Annotated in this window: 16 protein-coding genes; 5 read left to right on the top strand and 11 right to left on the bottom strand. The window is 56.5% G+C overall.

The genetic code is table 11. From position 1 onward, the window contains the following. Positions 1-79: 79 nt before the first annotated feature. The 4 genes from L1S32_RS08320 to L1S32_RS08305 all read right to left on the bottom strand — a co-directional run bounded on the left by L1S32_RS08320 (position 80) and on the right by L1S32_RS08305 (position 6351). The gene (locus L1S32_RS08320; RefSeq protein WP_278154559.1) at positions 80-3685 is read right to left on the bottom strand and encodes a PEGA domain-containing protein; all 3606 of its coding nucleotides are present in this window, start codon (positions 3683-3685) and stop codon (positions 80-82) included. Between the two features lie 252 nt (positions 3686-3937). Further along, positions 3938-5302, bottom strand: coding sequence for a PFL family protein (locus tag L1S32_RS08315; protein ID WP_278154558.1), 1365 nt, complete (start codon positions 5300-5302; stop codon positions 3938-3940). A 13-nt stretch (positions 5303-5315) separates the two neighbouring features. Continuing rightward, complete coding sequence (locus L1S32_RS08310; protein ID WP_278154557.1) at positions 5316-5588, bottom strand: ACT domain-containing protein; 273 nt, start codon at positions 5586-5588, stop codon at positions 5316-5318. A 94-nt stretch (positions 5589-5682) separates the two neighbouring features. After that, entirely contained in the window at positions 5683-6351 is a 669-nt protein-coding gene (locus L1S32_RS08305; protein ID WP_278154556.1) for an MBL fold metallo-hydrolase, read from the bottom strand. Between L1S32_RS08305 and L1S32_RS08300 the strand changes: the two genes are divergently transcribed. From L1S32_RS08300 to L1S32_RS08290, 3 genes are all read left to right on the top strand, one after another. Next, the gene (locus L1S32_RS08300) at positions 6345-6515 is read left to right on the top strand and encodes a hypothetical protein (protein WP_278154555.1); all 171 of its coding nucleotides are present in this window, start codon (positions 6345-6347) and stop codon (positions 6513-6515) included. The genes L1S32_RS08305 and L1S32_RS08300 overlap by 7 nt on opposite strands. Before the next feature lie 124 nt (positions 6516-6639). Continuing rightward, complete coding sequence (msrA, locus tag L1S32_RS08295; protein WP_278154554.1) at positions 6640-7398, top strand: peptide-methionine (S)-S-oxide reductase MsrA; 759 nt, start codon at positions 6640-6642, stop codon at positions 7396-7398. Between the two features lie 96 nt (positions 7399-7494). Then, the gene (locus tag L1S32_RS08290; protein ID WP_278154553.1) at positions 7495-8013 is read left to right on the top strand and encodes a heme-binding protein; all 519 of its coding nucleotides are present in this window, start codon (positions 7495-7497) and stop codon (positions 8011-8013) included. 131 nt (positions 8014-8144) lie between these two features. On the opposite strand, the gene L1S32_RS08285 is transcribed toward L1S32_RS08290, so the two are convergent. Next, a complete protein-coding gene (locus tag L1S32_RS08285) occupies positions 8145-8621 on the bottom strand; it encodes a pyridoxamine 5'-phosphate oxidase family protein (RefSeq protein WP_278154552.1) in 477 nt (158 codons plus the stop codon). 77 nt (positions 8622-8698) lie between these two features. After that, entirely contained in the window at positions 8699-8866 is a 168-nt protein-coding gene (locus L1S32_RS08280) for a DUF1059 domain-containing protein (RefSeq protein WP_278154551.1), read from the bottom strand. Positions 8867-9435: 569 nt separating this feature from the next. Here L1S32_RS08280 and L1S32_RS08275 point away from each other — a divergent pair. Then, a complete protein-coding gene (locus L1S32_RS08275) occupies positions 9436-10410 on the top strand; it encodes a tetratricopeptide repeat protein (RefSeq protein ID WP_278154550.1) in 975 nt (324 codons plus the stop codon). A 336-nt stretch (positions 10411-10746) separates the two neighbouring features. On the opposite strand, the gene L1S32_RS08270 is transcribed toward L1S32_RS08275, so the two are convergent. From L1S32_RS08270 to L1S32_RS08255, 4 genes are all read right to left on the bottom strand, one after another. Further along, entirely contained in the window at positions 10747-11955 is a 1209-nt protein-coding gene (locus tag L1S32_RS08270; protein WP_278154549.1) for a hypothetical protein, read from the bottom strand. Positions 11956-12043: 88 nt separating this feature from the next. Continuing rightward, positions 12044-12787 (bottom strand): flavodoxin family protein, encoded by a 744-nt coding sequence (locus L1S32_RS08265; RefSeq protein ID WP_278154548.1) that lies wholly within the window; start codon positions 12785-12787, stop codon positions 12044-12046. Positions 12788-12906: 119 nt separating this feature from the next. Further along, positions 12907-14178 carry an acyl-CoA thioester hydrolase/BAAT C-terminal domain-containing protein gene (locus L1S32_RS08260; protein ID WP_278154547.1) on the bottom strand — a complete coding sequence of 424 codons (1272 nt, stop codon included), beginning with the start codon at positions 14176-14178 and terminating at the stop codon, positions 12907-12909. Positions 14179-14278: 100 nt separating this feature from the next. Then, positions 14279-15112, bottom strand: a complete 834-nt coding sequence (locus L1S32_RS08255) for a GyrI-like domain-containing protein (RefSeq protein WP_278154546.1) — start codon at positions 15110-15112, stop codon at positions 14279-14281. A 38-nt stretch (positions 15113-15150) separates the two neighbouring features. Here L1S32_RS08255 and L1S32_RS08250 point away from each other — a divergent pair, with 38 nt between their 5' ends. Continuing rightward, positions 15151-15327 (top strand): hypothetical protein, encoded by a 177-nt coding sequence (locus L1S32_RS08250; protein ID WP_278154545.1) that lies wholly within the window; start codon positions 15151-15153, stop codon positions 15325-15327. 14 nt (positions 15328-15341) lie between these two features. On the opposite strand, the gene L1S32_RS08245 is transcribed toward L1S32_RS08250, so the two are convergent. After that, positions 15342-16022, bottom strand: coding sequence for a hypothetical protein (locus L1S32_RS08245; RefSeq protein ID WP_278154544.1), 681 nt, complete (start codon positions 16020-16022; stop codon positions 15342-15344). Between the last annotated feature and the right edge of the window lie 139 nt (positions 16023-16161).

The following is a 16161-nucleotide window of genomic DNA, read 5'->3' as shown; positions in this document are numbered from 1 at the left end:
TCTGCTCTTTTCAGATTCCGAAAGGGAGAGGGTGCCGTTTCAGAAAAATGGTGAGATAGGGATATGCTCCGTTGCCGGATTATTCCCGTCGTTTTTTCATGAGGCAGATCAGACCGGCTGCAAGGACGGCACACCCGTACGGCACCGGGCTCTGTGTCGGAGTCGGGCCGGCTGCGGCGGATGTGGGCGTCGCGGGTTTTGCAGTACCGGGTGCCTGCTCTGCAATGGCGGGTGCGGGTGCTGGTGCCAGGGTGGCCGCGGCACCGGTGCCATGCACCGCAGCGATTGCAAAGGTCGAGAACCCGGGCGTTGCCGCCGTGAAGAAACAGGATTGGGCGTCCTCACCGGTCAGGCGGACTGCGAGTTCCTCCCACACACCATCGTGAAGGCGGTAGAGGGTGACATCACCGGGACCAAAGTCATTCTCTGCGAGCCATGTCTTTGAGACCGTGAAGTTCAGGGTCTCATCTGCGATCCTGTCATCGGTGGTGTGGTAGAGGAGTATCTCGTCATACTCATAGATCTCCCCCGGCGGGGCGTCGGTGCCGGAGGGCAGGGTGGTTCTTCCCACGGTGATGAGGATGTCTGAGATCGGTTCCCCGGCGGTAATGTTTACTTCGCAAAACGCGGAGTTCTGCACCGCAAAGGAGACGGTGTCACCGGCAGAAAGACTGTTTGCCGCCCCTGCCGAGAGACCGGAGTTCCCGCCGCCCGAACCGTGATGGATTGGGGTGGGAATCCGTTCGGGAGTAAAGGAAACCGATGTCGTTGCGCCTGCGGTGATGGTCACGGTTCTGTTTTCAGGAGTGAGATAGCCATCGAGGGCGACGGTGACGTTATACTCCCCGGTGGGAAGTGGGTCTGCGAGGGTCGCGTTGGTCAGGGTATGGGTATCCGTGCCGTCGAGGAAGATATGCGCCCCTGCGGGGACGGATGTAACCTCGAGGAACCCGGTCTCGCGGACAAGGTCAAAGTTGACGGTAGTGGTGTCGCCTGTCGTAATGGTGACCACCTCTTCCGCGGGCGTGATGTACCCGTCCAGGGTGACGGTCACATTGTAATCTCCGGTGGGGAGTGGGTCTGCGAGGGTTGCATTGGTGCGAGTATTGGTATCCGTGCCGTCGAGAATAATCGCTGCCCCGTCCGGGACGGACGTGACTTCGAGGTACCCGGTCTCCCGCACGAGGTCGAAGTCGAGGGTGGTGGTGGTCCCGGCGGTGACGGTCACCGTCCTGTTGGCGGGGGTCACATACCCCCTGAGTGCGACTGTCATCTGGTGATCGCCGACCGGGAGATAGAGGGACGCATCCGTCGTGCGGGTGGTGTTCACCCCGTCCACATAGACAAAGGCGTCCTGCGGCGTCGAAGTGATTGCCACCGTGCCGCCATAGACGAGCGGGAAGAAATCGGTGCCATATTGGACGGATAGAGACTGGAAGGATAGAGACTGATCGCAGATGCCGTCGAAGTCGGCATCGGCCCCCCACTCGGAGATGTTCTGTGCGGGGTCGCGCAGCCAGACATTGCCGCCAAGGTACGGCCCGCCGATGATGTTTGTCGATTCTATGAGGTTCGGTTTGCTCAGGATCATTCCCTCTGAACTCACGGTGAGCAGGTTCTTATCGTTCTCAAAGAGGCAGTTCGTCACGGTGCTAAAAAAGGATGTATCGAAAAACGCCCCCCCTCCACCTGGTGCCGTATTGTTCGTGAATGTGGAGTTCTTCACGGTGACATCCGGGGACATATAGAACCATGCCCCCCCGCCAGATTCTTCTGCCGTATTGTTCGTGAATGTCGTGTTTGTCACGGTGGCAGAAAAAGAACGAATGAAATACGCCCCTCCGCCATAATGTGCCGTATTGTCCGCACATGTCGTGTTGGTGATGAGGGCGGCGTCGACGTAGCGGCACCCGATTGCGCCCCCGGAACTGTACGACCCGGTCGCAGGCGTATTGCCTGTCACTGCATTCCCGGAAAAGACACAGTCCGTCACGGTGAACCCCTGGAGATGGTTGTCCCACGACGGCCCCGCGACACATACCCCTGCGCCGTCCTCATTTTCCAGACGGTTATTTGAAATATCGAGGCCCCGGAGGGTGACGTTGTCCGCCGTGACCGTGACCGCGGGAGCAGTGTGCGAGGTATTGGTGATGAGCGGTCTTGCGGGTGACCCTTCCCAGCGGGTGATGAGGACATCCGGTGTGTCGATGGTGATGCCGCCCTCATACGTGTGCCCGTCCATGCCCCAGATACGGATGGTGTCCCCCTCGCCGATCTCCGGGATGAGGGACATATTGGAATAATTGCCATACCCCGCAACCGGCGAGACATTCCATGTCATGGGATGGACAATGGCGGTGAGGTGTATGTCGAGTGAGACTGTTGATTCCGCAACGACGGTAACCGTTGCATCACGGGGGATGTAGCCGTCCTTTTGGAGGGTGATGCAATGCTCCCCCACCCGGAGATAGAACGGGTCTTCTGCCGTCCGGGTGCTGTTCACGCCGTCCACATACACGAAGGCGTCCTGCGGTGTCGCGGAGAACGCTACGGTGCCGCCGCCGGAGATGAGCGGGAAGGAATCGGTGGCAAGATCTGGGGGAATTGTCAGGGACTGGTCACAGATGCCGTTGAAGTCGGCATCAGCACCCCACTCGGAGATGTTCTGTGCGGGGTCACGCAGCCAGACATTGCCGCCCCGGTACGGCCCGCCGATGATATTGGCCGATTCAATGAGGTTCGGTTCGCTCAGGGTCATTCCAACTGAACCGATGGTATGGAGGTTATTATCGTTCTCAAAGAGGCAGTTCGTCACGGTGCTAAAAAAGGATGTTGTGAAAAACGCCCCCCCTCCATCTGGTGCCGTATTGTTCGTGAATGTGGAGTTCTTCACGGTGACTTCCGTGGACATACAGAACCATGCCCCCCCGCCAAAATGGGCCGTATTGTTCGTGAATGTGGTGTTCGTCACGGTGGCATAATCGGAGCGATCGAAATATGCCCCCCCGCCAGATTCTTCTGCCGTATTGTTCGTGAATGTCGTGTTTGTCACGGTGTCAGAAAAAGAACGAATGAAATACGCCCCTCCGCCATAATGTGCCGTATTGTCCGCACATGTCGTGTTGGTGATGAGGGCGGCGTCGACGTAGCGGCACCCGATTGCGCCCCCGGAACTGTACGACCCGGTCGCAGGCGTATTGCCTGTCACTGCATTCCCGGAAAAGACACAGTCCGTCACTGTGAACCCCTGGAGATGGTTGTCCCACGACGTCCCCGCGACACATACCCCTGCGCCGTCCTCATTTTCCAGACGGTTATTTGAAATATCGAGGCCCCGGAGGGTGACGTTGTCCGCCGTGACCGTGACCGCGGGAGCAGTGTGCGAGGTATTGGTGATGAGCGGTCTTGCGGGTGACCCTTCCCAGCGGGTGATGAGGACATCCGGTGTGTCGATCGTAATGCCGCCTTCAAAGGTCTGTCCGTCCACGCCCCAGATGCGGATGGTGTCCCCGTCACTCAGGGCAGGGATGTCCAGAAGACTGGTGACGTTGGCATACTCCCCTCCCGCAACGGGGGAGACGTTCCAGGTGGTCGCGCCTGCACCGGCGGGGATGAGGAGGAACCCCGCAATCAGGCAGAATACGATGCACGGTGCTGTACATTCGTGTATATAATGGTTAATCATATTCGTCTCATCTCACAAGCAGATATTTTAAGGAAATCTCCTTCTTTTTCAAATAATATTTATTCAAAGATAATGATTTGTCCGAACGGGGAGATTCCCGGTTTATTGAATGAAATAACCATTTCAGCGACAGAACAGGGCCTGAATGTATTCAGATATGTATGCAGGACGGGGTTTTGTCGATAGACGGCACCCCGTACAGACAGGCTGAATGGACTATAAAAAAGGAATGAGTAACGGAGCTTCTTCGTATCAGTTCTTAAAACTGTGAATCGGTGCAGGAATCCTGCCGCCGCGGTTCACAAACGCCTCACAGCTGAAGGTATTGACCCGCTGGATGGGCGCATGCCCTAAAAGCCCGCCGAATTCCACGGTATCTCCGACATCTTTTCCGATAACAGGAATCAAACGGACGGCGGTTGTCTTCTGGTTAATCATGCCGATTGCCGCCTCATCGGCGATGATGCCGGAGATGGTGGCAGCAGATGTGGTTCCGGGGATGGCGATCATATCAAGGCCGACCGAGCAGACACAGGTCATCGCCTCCAGTTTTTCAATCGTGAGGGCGCCGCGGTTCACCGCATCGATCATCCCCTGATCCTCGCTGACGGGGATAAAGGCGCCACTGAGTCCGCCAACAAACGAACTTGCCATCACTCCTCCCTTCTTTACCTGATCATTTAACAGGGCAAGAGCGGCGGTGGTGCCCGGAGCGCCCACCGATGCAAGGCCCATCTCCTCTAAAATCTCCGCCACACTGTCCCCCACGGAAGGTGTCGGCGCAAGCGAGAGATCGACGATGCCAAACGGCACACCCAGCCGTTCAGAGGCTTCCTGCGCCACCAGCTGTCCGGCACGCGTGACCTTGAATGCCGTCTTTTTCACCGTCTCGCAGAGCACTTCAAAGTTCTCGCCCCGGACTCCCTCGAGGGCACGCTTCACCACACCCGGTCCGCTGACACCCACATGTATCACCATATCTGCTTCGGTTACGCCATGAAAGGCTCCGGCCATGAACGGGTTGTCGTCCGGGGCGTTGCAGAAGACGACCAGTTTTGCACAGCCCATTGAGCTGTTCTCTTTGGTGGACTCTGCCGTCTCCTTCACAATCTCCCCCATCAGTTTTACGGCGTCCATGTTGATGCCGGTCCGGGTGGAGCCGATATTGACCGAACTGCAGACCCGTTCGGTAGACGAGAGCGCCAGAGGAATGGAGCGGATGAGATGTTCATCCGCAGGGGTCATGCCCTTGGAGACGAGTGCGGAATAGCCTCCCAGAAAATTGACCCGCGTCGTTTCGGCCGCTCTTTCCAGCGTCTGTGCGATGGTGACAAAATCCTCAGGAGACGAGCAGGCCCGTCCTCCCACAAGTGCAATCGGGGTGACAGAGATGCGTTTGTTTACAATAGGAATGCCATATTCGCGTTCAATGTCCCTGCCGACGGCGACGAGATCCTTTGCTGCACAGGTGATCTTATCGTAGATATTCCGGTTTACGGTATCCAGATCCGAATCACAGCAGTCCAGGAGGCTGATGCCCATCGTAATCGTACGGACATCCAGCTTCTCCTGCTCGATCATCGCGTTCGTTTCATGGACCTCAAAGATATTGATCATATTGAAAATTCCCTCAGATCCGGTGCATCCGGGTAAAAATATCTTCATGCTGGCATCGGATCTTCAGACCGATCTCATCACCAATAGCCTCTAAATCCGTTACCATCTCACCAAACGGTTTGGAGGAGCTGCTGGTGTCAACGATCATCATCATGTTGAAGTAGCCCTGTATGATGGTCTGTGAAATGTCTTCGACATTGACGTCGTTTTCTGCGAGGTACGTGCATACCTTTGCGATAATGCCGACGGTGTCTTTTCCTACGACAGTGATGATGGTTTTCTTCATGGTCTGTCTCATCCCTGCCGTAGTATTGGGATGTTATGGGGATTAATACCGTCACAAACAGGCATCCGGATCGATGACGGGTCCGGTTGCCTCCTCACCTGATCGTGTCAATCTCCTCGCCCGAAAACGGCCCTCCGTGGCCTGTATAGATCTTCTGCGGCTGTTGTTCCCGGATGATCCCGATGCTTCGGTTTACTTCATCGGAGTCATCCGCCCAGAATGGCAGGCCGGGTTTTTCGGACGGGATGGACGGGAAGATCAGATCCCCGACAATCGCCTCATTGTCTCCAAGGATCACCGAGACCGAACCGGGGGTATGCCCCGGCGTTGGGATCACCGTGCCGTCAACCCCGTATGTGCGGAGATCGAGTGAATCGGTGATGAGAATGTCCGGCTCAAGCGGCGGGTAGTGTGCCTTTTTCTTTGCATTGAAGAAGAGTCCCAGGATTCTGCCCGTGATGCACCTCGCCCGCAGCCTTCCCTGGTTGCCGCTCCTGAGTTTTTCAGCATCATCCCGGTGAATGGCCACCTTCGCCCCGGTCATCGTCCGGAGGGAGGATGCTGAACCGGCATGGTCGGCATGCCCGTGGGTGAGCAGGATCAGCCGGATATCACCCGGTGCAATCCCCAGTTGCTTCGCCGCCTCAAGGATGGCATCCTCGCTTCCCGCGTCTCCCGTATCGACGAGAATGGTCCCCTCCTGCCTGACAAGGTAGGCATTTGCTATCCCGAGTCTGATCGGGTGCACCTCGATTGGTGTCATCGTTTATCTCCTGTGGTGTGAACGGTCGGCATGCACCAAAAATAGAGTGGTGCACCGGACCGGCGAACCGCTTCGCAATCGCCATCAGCCTGCCGGGAAAAAGTGGTTCGGCGATATTTGCCCGGCAACGAAGACCGCTGTTCCCGGACGATGCGATCATTTAATACGGGGTGTTCCCATTACAGACCATCGGAAGGAATCGAAGGGATCTGCTGCCCCCCCGGCATCCATACCCTGGTGCGTGTGCATATCCGTCACTTCCGGGATGACGAGAGAGGTTGAACAGGTATGGAGGAGAGAAGCCTGAAGAAGGCAACATTTGCCGGCGGCTGCTTCTGGTGCATGCAGCTGCCGTTTGAAGAGGTTGAGGGGGTCGTCTCGGCGGTGGCCGGGTATGCCGGCGGAACGAAGAAAAATCCGACATACGAGGAGGTCTCTTCCGGCACAACGGGGCATCTCGAAGCAGTGCAGGTCACCTATGATCCCGCACTGGTCTCGTACGAAAGACTGCTGGATGTGTTCTGGACGCAGATTGATCCAACCGATGATGCCGGTCAGTTCGCAGACAAGGGTTCCCAGTACCGGACCGCCGTTTTCTTCCACGATGAAGAGCAGAAACGGGCGGCAGAAGCCTCGAAGAAGGCTCTGGACGATTCCGGGAAGTTTGCGAAACCCGTTGCGACCGAAATTCTGGCATACTCTGCGTTTTACCCTGCCGAAGAATACCACCAGAATTATGCACAGAAAAATCCCCGGGAATACGGATTGTATAAGACCTATTCCGGCCGTGAGTCGTTTATTGAGAGAACGTGGCACACGAAAAATGTCATTGTCTACTCAACACCGCGGTGCATGACCTGTCATGCGGTAAAAGCGTTTCTCAGGGAGAAGAATGTGGCATTTGAGGACATTGATATCACCGCCAACAGCGAGGCGAGAGATATGCTCATCCAAAAGGCCGGGTTCATCGGGGCCCCTGTTGTCCAAATCGGCGACGAGTTTATCTTCGGGTTTGACCGGAAACAGATAGAGCGCCTGCTGCAGTAAGGTCAGCAGAGTCGTCAGCAAAGGAGACGGGATTTCTCCGGCGAACCACTCCTGAGGACGAAGGGGGAGTTGCCCCTATGGAGATGAAAAAGGACCATGACTGATACCATTCCCTATGAAATAACCGGTGAGGCGGGAGAAATTGAGTTCCGTAAGTATCCCGCCGTGGTGCTGGCGACAGTTGACAGTTCGGGTGATAACGCCGGTTTCAATCTGCTCTTTGCCTATATCACGGGTAAAAATACCGCCCGCAACAGCATATCAATGACTTCCCCGGTGATCACGTCCCAACAGATTGCGATGACGGCACCGGTCGTTTCCGATGCGGCATCGATGTCATTTGTCATGCCCCCGGGAAAAACCCGGGACGAGATCCCGGACCCGCTGGACAGCCGGGTACAGATTTCAACGCTGCCCGCCCGGGAGGTTGCCGTCATCCGTTTCCGGGGATATGCCCGAAAGGATGAGGTGGCGGCAGCAGAGGTCCGGCTGCGGGACGAACTCAGATCAGCCGGGATTGAACCGGTCGGAGCGCCATTTCTGATGCGGTATAATCCTCCCTGGACACCCGGTTTCCTGCGAAGAAACGAGGTGGGGCTGGAGATCAAACGGTGAAACAGAGGCGACCGGATGGAAAATCGTCCCCGAATTCATGGTGAATCGGTTCATAACCTGAACACCCCCTGATGGGTTCTCCTGAAAGATACGGGTACGAAATTGATTGAAAATATGGGATGAAGGGATATTCAGCCGTTTTTCAGGGCCACTATATCTTTGACCGCAACCAGTTTCCAGACCGCGGCACGCTCTCCGTTGATGATGATTTCCGGGGGGTCATCCGGACTGTATCCCAGTGCAGAGAGGACGCGTGGCGAGAGATTGTGCCGTTTCATCATCGCAACGAACTGTTCCCGCACGTCCTTTTTTTTGGCCGGTTCTGTGACTTCTTCGAGTTTCCCCTGCAGGCTTATAAAAGTAAACGAGGAGAGATCCGGCATGTACTCTTCAATCTCGACCGATACCTGCGGGTTTGCGGCAAAATATTGCATTTTTCTGCCGTATTTCGTGGAAAGGAAGTACAGGTACTCTTTGTCAAAGACGTACATGAAGGGTGCAATATACGGGTTCCCGGTGCCTGCAAAGGCAATCCGGGAGATGAACTGCCGTTCTATCAGGGCATCATACTCATCTTTGGTCATCCGGGGTATCTTCAGTGGGTCCATATGCCTATCCTCAAAATGTCCTATTGGCCGTAATGGGCATAAGGATAACGGGAAAAAGGGAGCTCCTTTTAAGGGAGTTACTTTTCTGCTTTGTGGATTTTCATCCACAGCTCCTTGTCCACCGGGTCGATTTGATGAACCTCGCGGGCATGTCGGGCGATTTTCTCGTCCAGTTCCTGCACATTGGCTGCGGTGGCCTCGAAATCGCAGTCCATGCCGATATCTTTGCATTTAAACGAAACCATGGTTTATCACCGCCGGACCTTGTGGTTTTCCGAATAGTTATAGATTTGCTTGGCAATTGACCAAATGACTCTTTTTTTCGTGGCATCAGATCTCACCATATTTTTCCGGAATGAGTGACCCCCCCACAAAATGGAGCGACCACGGGGGAGTGCCTGATCTATTCCGGCATTGAACGGTACCCGGAAGAAAAACGGCTTCAAAAGGGCAGGAAGGTGAGGTGAACCAGCACATAAAATACGGTGATCCGATGCAAAAACGGGAGTATGAGGACGCGGTTGCGGCATACAGCCGGTCACCTGCAGGTAATCCGGGTGACACCTGAGAATAGCGATATTTCAGCTTTTCCATCATCTGAATTCAATTTTGCCTGATCGGTGGCATTATCCGGATATTAATTCTCAAATCCGGATCTTTCAGCGAATCACAAAAACCGCACAAAGTTCTATCATGTCATCTGAAGAAAAGGAGTATCTGTAACGATTCCGCACGATGTACATATGCGTGTGGAAAAAGCGCATCCAAACCAGTGCTGTGTGTCAGCAGGAGCGGGGATAAGAATGGGGAAGAGGTGACGGGATTGAGACCATTTTTTAGTAGCAGGGCAGATGGCTGGGTTAAGGAAGGAAATGTGCTCAGATCCCAGGAGCGGTACGATGAGGCGATTGCAGTGTATGACCGGGCAATTGATTTTGACCGGTGTTTTGCGTCTGCCTGGTACAACAAAGGGTGTGCCCTGAATGCACTGCAGCGATACGAAGAGGCACGTGCATGTTTTGGACAGGCGGCACAGCTGGATCCATATGATGCCTCTGCCCGCTACAACAAGGGAATTGCACTCTACCAGCTGAAACGATATGAAGAGGCCGCAAAAGCCTTTGAGGAGGCTACCGATATCGATCCGTACAAGGCCTCTGCATGGTACAACAAAGGACTTGCTCTCTATGCAGAGACCCGGTATGAGGATGCCATAACGGCATTCGAAGAGGCCATTGTGTATGGAACGGGGGATGATGTATCATTGGCCTGGTACAGGAAAGGGTGTGCTCTCGAGTGCCTGCATCGGTATGAGGAGGCGCTTGCATCCTATGAACAGGCCCTTGCACGTTCTCCCTCGTGTGCCGATGCCCTGTATAACAAGGGAATGGTTCTCTCCTTCCTGCACCGCTATGAAGAGGAGATTGAGACACTGGATGCCTATACCCGGGCTTTTGATGAAGATCCCCTGAAGATGGCATCTGCATGGCACAACATCGGCTGTGCCCTGAACTCCCTCAAGCGATATGATGAGGCACTGGTGGTGTTTGAGCGGGCACTTGCGCTGGATTCGGAGTACACCACTGCCTGGTATCATAAAGGCAATGCACTCTTTTTGCTGCGCCGCTATGAAGAGGCGCTTGCTGCCTTTGACCGTGCAACTGTCCTTGACCCGGGGTTTGCCTCCGCCTGGTGCAATAAAGGGACTGCCCTCTTTCAGCTGCACCGGTATGAAGAGGCGATAAAAGCCCAACAGATCTGGCAATCGTTAAAACAGGCGTCTTCGTGATACGGTAAGAAGGGTGGTTCCGATGGACCCTGACGAAGACACGCCTGTCCGTGCCGTAATGCGGCATGTTCACGCATGCGGAGTGCTCATGCACCAGATCAGCACCGGTGGTCTGTGATGGTGTTTCCCAAAGGTTCTGAAAGCGGTAAAAAAGTGGAATTGTGCCGATATTGTCTTCAGAATAAGGGGGTCGTTCACTTCTCATTTTGTATGTTTTTGTCTCACTGCTTTTGCGTACCTGCATCGGATCAAACGGTATGTCACCACACCGAATGATACCGGATTATCCATCCTGCAGGGTACCGGATGGATTGTCTGATTTCGAGACAATCCCGCTTAAATGGTTATCTTCCTGCCCCATACAAGCGCCCCCGCACCTGCTGCAATCGCACACGCCGGGCCGATAAGAAGTCCTGCCCACACAACGAGCGCCACAATTCCCACGACAGCCATCAGCACCCCGTCCGTCTTTATTCCCCAGCCGGTGCTGTGCAGACCGGCCCGGAGAGCAACCGCTCCGAGGAGGACGGCGGCCGTAATATAGACTGCGGGAAGGATGGCCGCTGCGGTCATCCCGGCCTTTGAGAGTGCGATGAGCGTCTGTACAAGAAGCATCACCCCGGTCCCCAGAAAGAGGAGTCCCGCGGTTACCGTGAGCCACCCGAATGGCCCGTCGATGGGCATCCCTTCCCTGTTGTTCTGCCGGCCCCGGCGGAAAATCAGTCCGAACCCCGCCCCCATGACCACCGCCAGCGGCCCGAGGATGAGCATCCACGACTGCCCCTCCCACCGGTGGATCCCCAGAACCGAGAACGGGACGAGCAGCCACTCGGACAGGGTGAACTCCTCCCGGTAACCGACGGCAAGCCCGAAGTTGCCGCCCGATGCGGAGGTCTCCGGGGCATAGATTGCCACGTACCAGACACCCGGTTCGGCCACGTCATGGGAGTACCCCGCTGCCGGATAGAGGGCCGAGGGGGTGAACGGTTCAAACTCCGCTCCGGCGGGAACCGTCCCTTCGATGACTACCGCACCATAGGCTGCCGTTTCCCCGCCGGCATCGTCCATCGGCTCCCCGGTGAGGGGGTTCATATGGTCTTCATCATGGTGCCCGCCGTCGGGGTGCGGCATCTCCACAAACGGGGGAAGTGCCCCGGCGGAGGGGAGTCCCGGGCCCGTCACGACAATCCCCGGCACGAACGATGCCGCCCCCTCCGGCGTAAAGAGGCTCAGGCGCAGCTCGTCGCCCGCTTCCATATCCATCCGGTAATACCGGACGTCCCCGCCGCCGGAGAGTGCTCCGTAGACCACCCATGACTTCGTCGGGTCGGCGACGGGAAAGGCGTCATCGATGTGGGCATTGCCGCCGGAGGTGAGGGGGACATGGGCGGCGGCAGGGGTGATGAGCAGGAGGCTGAGGACGAGCATCCCCGCAAAAAAAAGCGTTACAACGCCACAGGGAGAGGTGCCTGCTGCATTGTTGTTTCTCCGGCAGCCAAACCGTCTGATACTCACGGTATCATTCGTGTTCGTGTTCCCCCTCATATACTGTGTTCCCCTCACCCGCAACGGTGCCCGATTTGCCGGAACCGGTCACACGGGGTCCGGCACTACGAAGAACAGATACCGTGGATCAGGCCCCCCTGACAAGCCGGGCCCCCATTTCATAGGCGGCCTCACAGTCCTGCGGGAAGACCTCTGCACGCCGCTTTGCCTTCGCGTCCGGGTCAAATATACTGCTCTCATAGAGGGCATAATCGCTGAACTGATAGGTGTCGCAGCAGAGCAGCGACTCCCCATCGCCGAACACCGCCCGCAGAAGGTATTCATTCAGATCGACCCTGCTCTGCAGGCCTATGTCGGCCAGCTGTTCCCTGTTCATGTTCATCGTGTAGATAAATCCTCCCCTGACATCCCTGGGAAAGATGTTTGGCCCGTCGCTGTACGTGATGTAGGGGAAGAAGAGCCGCTCCATCAGATTGCGCATCAGTCCGCTCTCTGCACCCAGATAGATCGGCGTCCCGAGGATGACTGCATCCGCCTCCTCCACCTCTGCAAGCAGGGGCGTCAGGTCGTCTTCGATGGCGCACCTCCCGTAACTGTTTCCCCCCAGCCGTTTGCAGGCATAACAGCTTGTGCATCCGGAGAAGTCCAGATCGATAAGATGGATGAGCCGCGCTTCGGCCCCTGCCGATGCCGCCCCCTCACATGCATGTTCAAGCAGCGTTGCCGTATTCCACCCTTTCCGCGGGCTTCCGTTAAAGGCCATCACCAGCATTGTCTCTTTTCTCCCCCCGTCCACCACGGGATTTGGTTGCTGATTGTCCGGTGTGGTATTGAGCCTTTCTGTGGCACCGGAGGAATCAGGAAGATGCACCCCGTACAGGGAGCCCCTCGCCGGTGCTCCGGGTCTGCCTTTCAGAAGTCAGACAGATGACGGAAACGGTATGGACCGGGCTGGTGTCCGTGGACGGGACGGTTTAAAAAAGGAAGGGATCAGAGGGTTTCTGTAAAGAATGCCACCATCTTCTGCCAGGCATCCTCCAGCGCACGGGAGGATTCGGAAGACGAACCGCCGAAAATCAGGGTGTCCATGATCTCCGGTGCAGGCAGTCCGGGAAGGGTGGTGAGGTGGCCTGCCCCGCGGTATTTCAGGTGGGTCACCGGCACGCCCGCAGCCTTCAGGGATGCCTCCACGGCATCTGCCATCCGGTCTGAGGGCCAGACCGCATCCTCGGTTCCGGAGACCAAAAAGACGGGACCATGAATATTTTCGACCGGAATCCGGGTTTTCTCCCTCTTCTCCGGGTGTTTTTGCATGCCCTGTTCATAGACCTCACGGAAGGCAATCGGGCGCCCGCTCATGAGCTTCAGCAGCTTCATCCCTGAGAAATGCATCGGCATGAAGGGAAGCGGCACCTTATCTGCGGTCCAGGAACTCTTTGGCGCCCCTGCCTTCGGGCTCTGCCAGACAACAGAGGACGGCGAGTATGCGGCCACCGCCCGCACCCGTTCGGTGCGGGACGCAAGAAGCAGCGCCAGTTCTCCGCCCTTGGAGTAGCCGTAGATGCCCATCCGTCTGGCATCCACGGCAGGGTATGCCTCAAGAAAGGCAACGGCACGGTCAAAAAACTCGAGCGGCACCTGGCAGAGCTCTTCGGTGAGTGGTTTTCTCCCGAAGTAGGCCACCGAGAATGTGGCGATGCCGTGGGATGCCAGCAGTGCCGGGCGGGGCTCGGTGAACCAGCCGTCCGAACCACCGAGACAGATGACCACCGGAAACGGCCCGTCCCCTGTCGGGCAGAAGAGGGTGCCCTGCAGGGGGCCGTCCCGGACCTCTTCCCTGACGGTCGTCGCATCGTTAAAGACATGGAGCCTCAGGCTGCCCCGTGCGGAATCACCGTTGGCTGCCCGGGCCCGGATCTCAATCAGCAGTGGATCGGTCGTTGTCTTTGCAAAGAGCGGTACCGGTTCGTCCGGCTCATCGACCGGGCGCATGGAGTCAAAAATCTCCCATGGGTCTATTTCGTCAAAACTCTCACCGTCAGATTCTGCAGAGGCAATCTCCAGACATCCCTGCGGGTTCAGGGTATATGGAACGACTCCCTGCCAGTGTCTGCCGTCGTCATCCATCGTCTCCGTGGTAACGGTCACTTTGGCGTGGGGTTTAAATCCCCGCAGCCGGATGTCTGCTTTTCTGTCAATCATCACGTTCCGGGAGGCGATCTCAATCCGTGGCCCCGGTGTCTCATGCGTTTCCTGATCCATCACTGTTCCTCTCTTTCGGGAGTCCCTGATCTGTCCTTGCAGGATAACGTAATAAAGGGATGGGGTGAACGGGATGCAAAAAAGATGTTTTTATCCTGTTTCAGCCCACCGGATACTGGATCTCGGTGAGGAGTTCCTCTTCCGGCGTTTCCGACGGATCATTCAGGTAGAGTTCACGGGGAGATCCGGTGCAGGTAAATTTGTTCTCCTCCAGATAGGCATACATCCGTGTGTGGGCCAGTCCGAGATTGCGGTAGGGCCCTTTGCAGATGACCGAGATCACCGTCACGGCGGGCAGGGTCTTTACCTCGACATCAGGGTCTGCAATGGTCAGTTTACCGGCGACCGGCAGTATCACTTCCACCAGACCGCCGGTCTCGTCACAGTCCTCCCCGACATAAACCGATCCGATGGGGCCCACGGCGCGGACCGAGTTCCTGGCGTTCTCGGGTGATGCCATCTCACGACAGATTCTGCCGATGAGTTCGGTGAGCAGTGCTTCATACGGCCCTTCTCCACGGATGGTCATCGCACGGATGGGAGGGATATCTTTTTTCGTCCAGTTGTTCAGTTCCATTTTAAACAGCTCCTCAAACGGGTCGTCTGCTGCGAGGACCCGCTCGACCATGGACAGCCGCTGCATCTCCACCCGTGTTTCCCGGAGGCGGTTTTTAAGAAGCGTCTGGACAACCGGACTGTTCCGGTCCTCTTCGGAGAGAATCCGGGCTGTCTCGTCCAGCGTGAACCCGAGGCTGCAGAGGCTTCCAATCCAGATGCCGCGTTCAATCTGACCGGGTGAATAATACCGGTATCCGCTGCAGATGTCCCGCTCCACCGGAACCAGGAGTCCCTTCTTTTCATAACAGTACAGTGCCTTCTTCGAGAGGCGTGTCACGTCCGAGAACGCTCCGATGGGGATCTTCTCTGCGGTCATGGTCACTCATATGATATTGTCGCTGCTGAAATATGGTCTTGCAGTCTGCCCCGGGGGAGGGTCTGATCAGCCGGTTGTCCTGCGGCAAGCATCAGTCCTCCGCAGGCGGTGACGGCAGGAATGATGTGGCACTGCTGCTGCGGGTAAAACGGAGTGCATTACCGGCCCTTTGGGAACAAACGCTTCGCTGTGAAATCCTGACCCTGCCGGACTGAGGAAAAAAAGAGGATTATTCCTTCCGGGAAAGGACAATTGCACCGAGTGCTGCCAGTCCGAAGACTCCTGCCAGGGGGAAGGGGCTCTGTGTGGGCTCGGTCACGGGTGCGGTCACCGGGATCATATCCAGCGTAGCGTCGAGCTCGACGATCTGGCCTTCTGCGGGATAATCCGTGATCCTGCCGTCATAGGTGGTGTACCCGGCCTTTTCTACCTTGTAGGTGGTGTACGGGGTGCCGGTGGTGTATACCTCAACGGTCAGAGTGCCGTCATTCCCGGTCAGACCTTTATAGTCGTTGTCGAGGTAGACGGATGCGCCCGCGACACCATTGGTAACAACCTTGTAGTAGCCCTTGTCGCCGCCGATCATCTGCTGTTCGAGGGTCGCGGAGAGCTGGATGATCTCGCCTGCCGACGGGTACTGGGTTATTTTGCCGGAGTAGGTCTCATATCCCTGCTTCTCCACGCTGTAGGTGGTGTACGGGGTGCCTGTTACATAGACATCGACAAGGAGTGAGCCGTCCGTGCCACCTGTCTCGCCCTTATAGTCATTATCGAAGTAAACAGATGCTCCGCTTATTCCTGCATTCACGTTATAATACCCGATATCGCCGCCGACGGTTCCTGTCATGGCAGAAGCCATGGAAACAAGAAATGCGGCTGAAAGGAGAACGGTAATTGTTTTCCGAATCATAGCGAAATTTTTCGCCTGCATAGTTTATTAGTCTTAGTGGTCCGGTGCGGTGTAACGGGGTCTGCTCCTGTGCCGCGGTTCCCGGGACTCCCCCGTCTCTGTTGCTGGTTTGTCCGGAAAAAACAGGGGCACCCCCCCT

This window comes from Methanogenium sp. S4BF (assembly GCF_029633965.1).
Lineage (GTDB): Archaea > Halobacteriota > Methanomicrobia > Methanomicrobiales > Methanomicrobiaceae > Methanogenium.
Note: the sequence above shows the minus strand (reverse complement) of the source record. Positions and strands in the feature narration are given on the sequence as shown.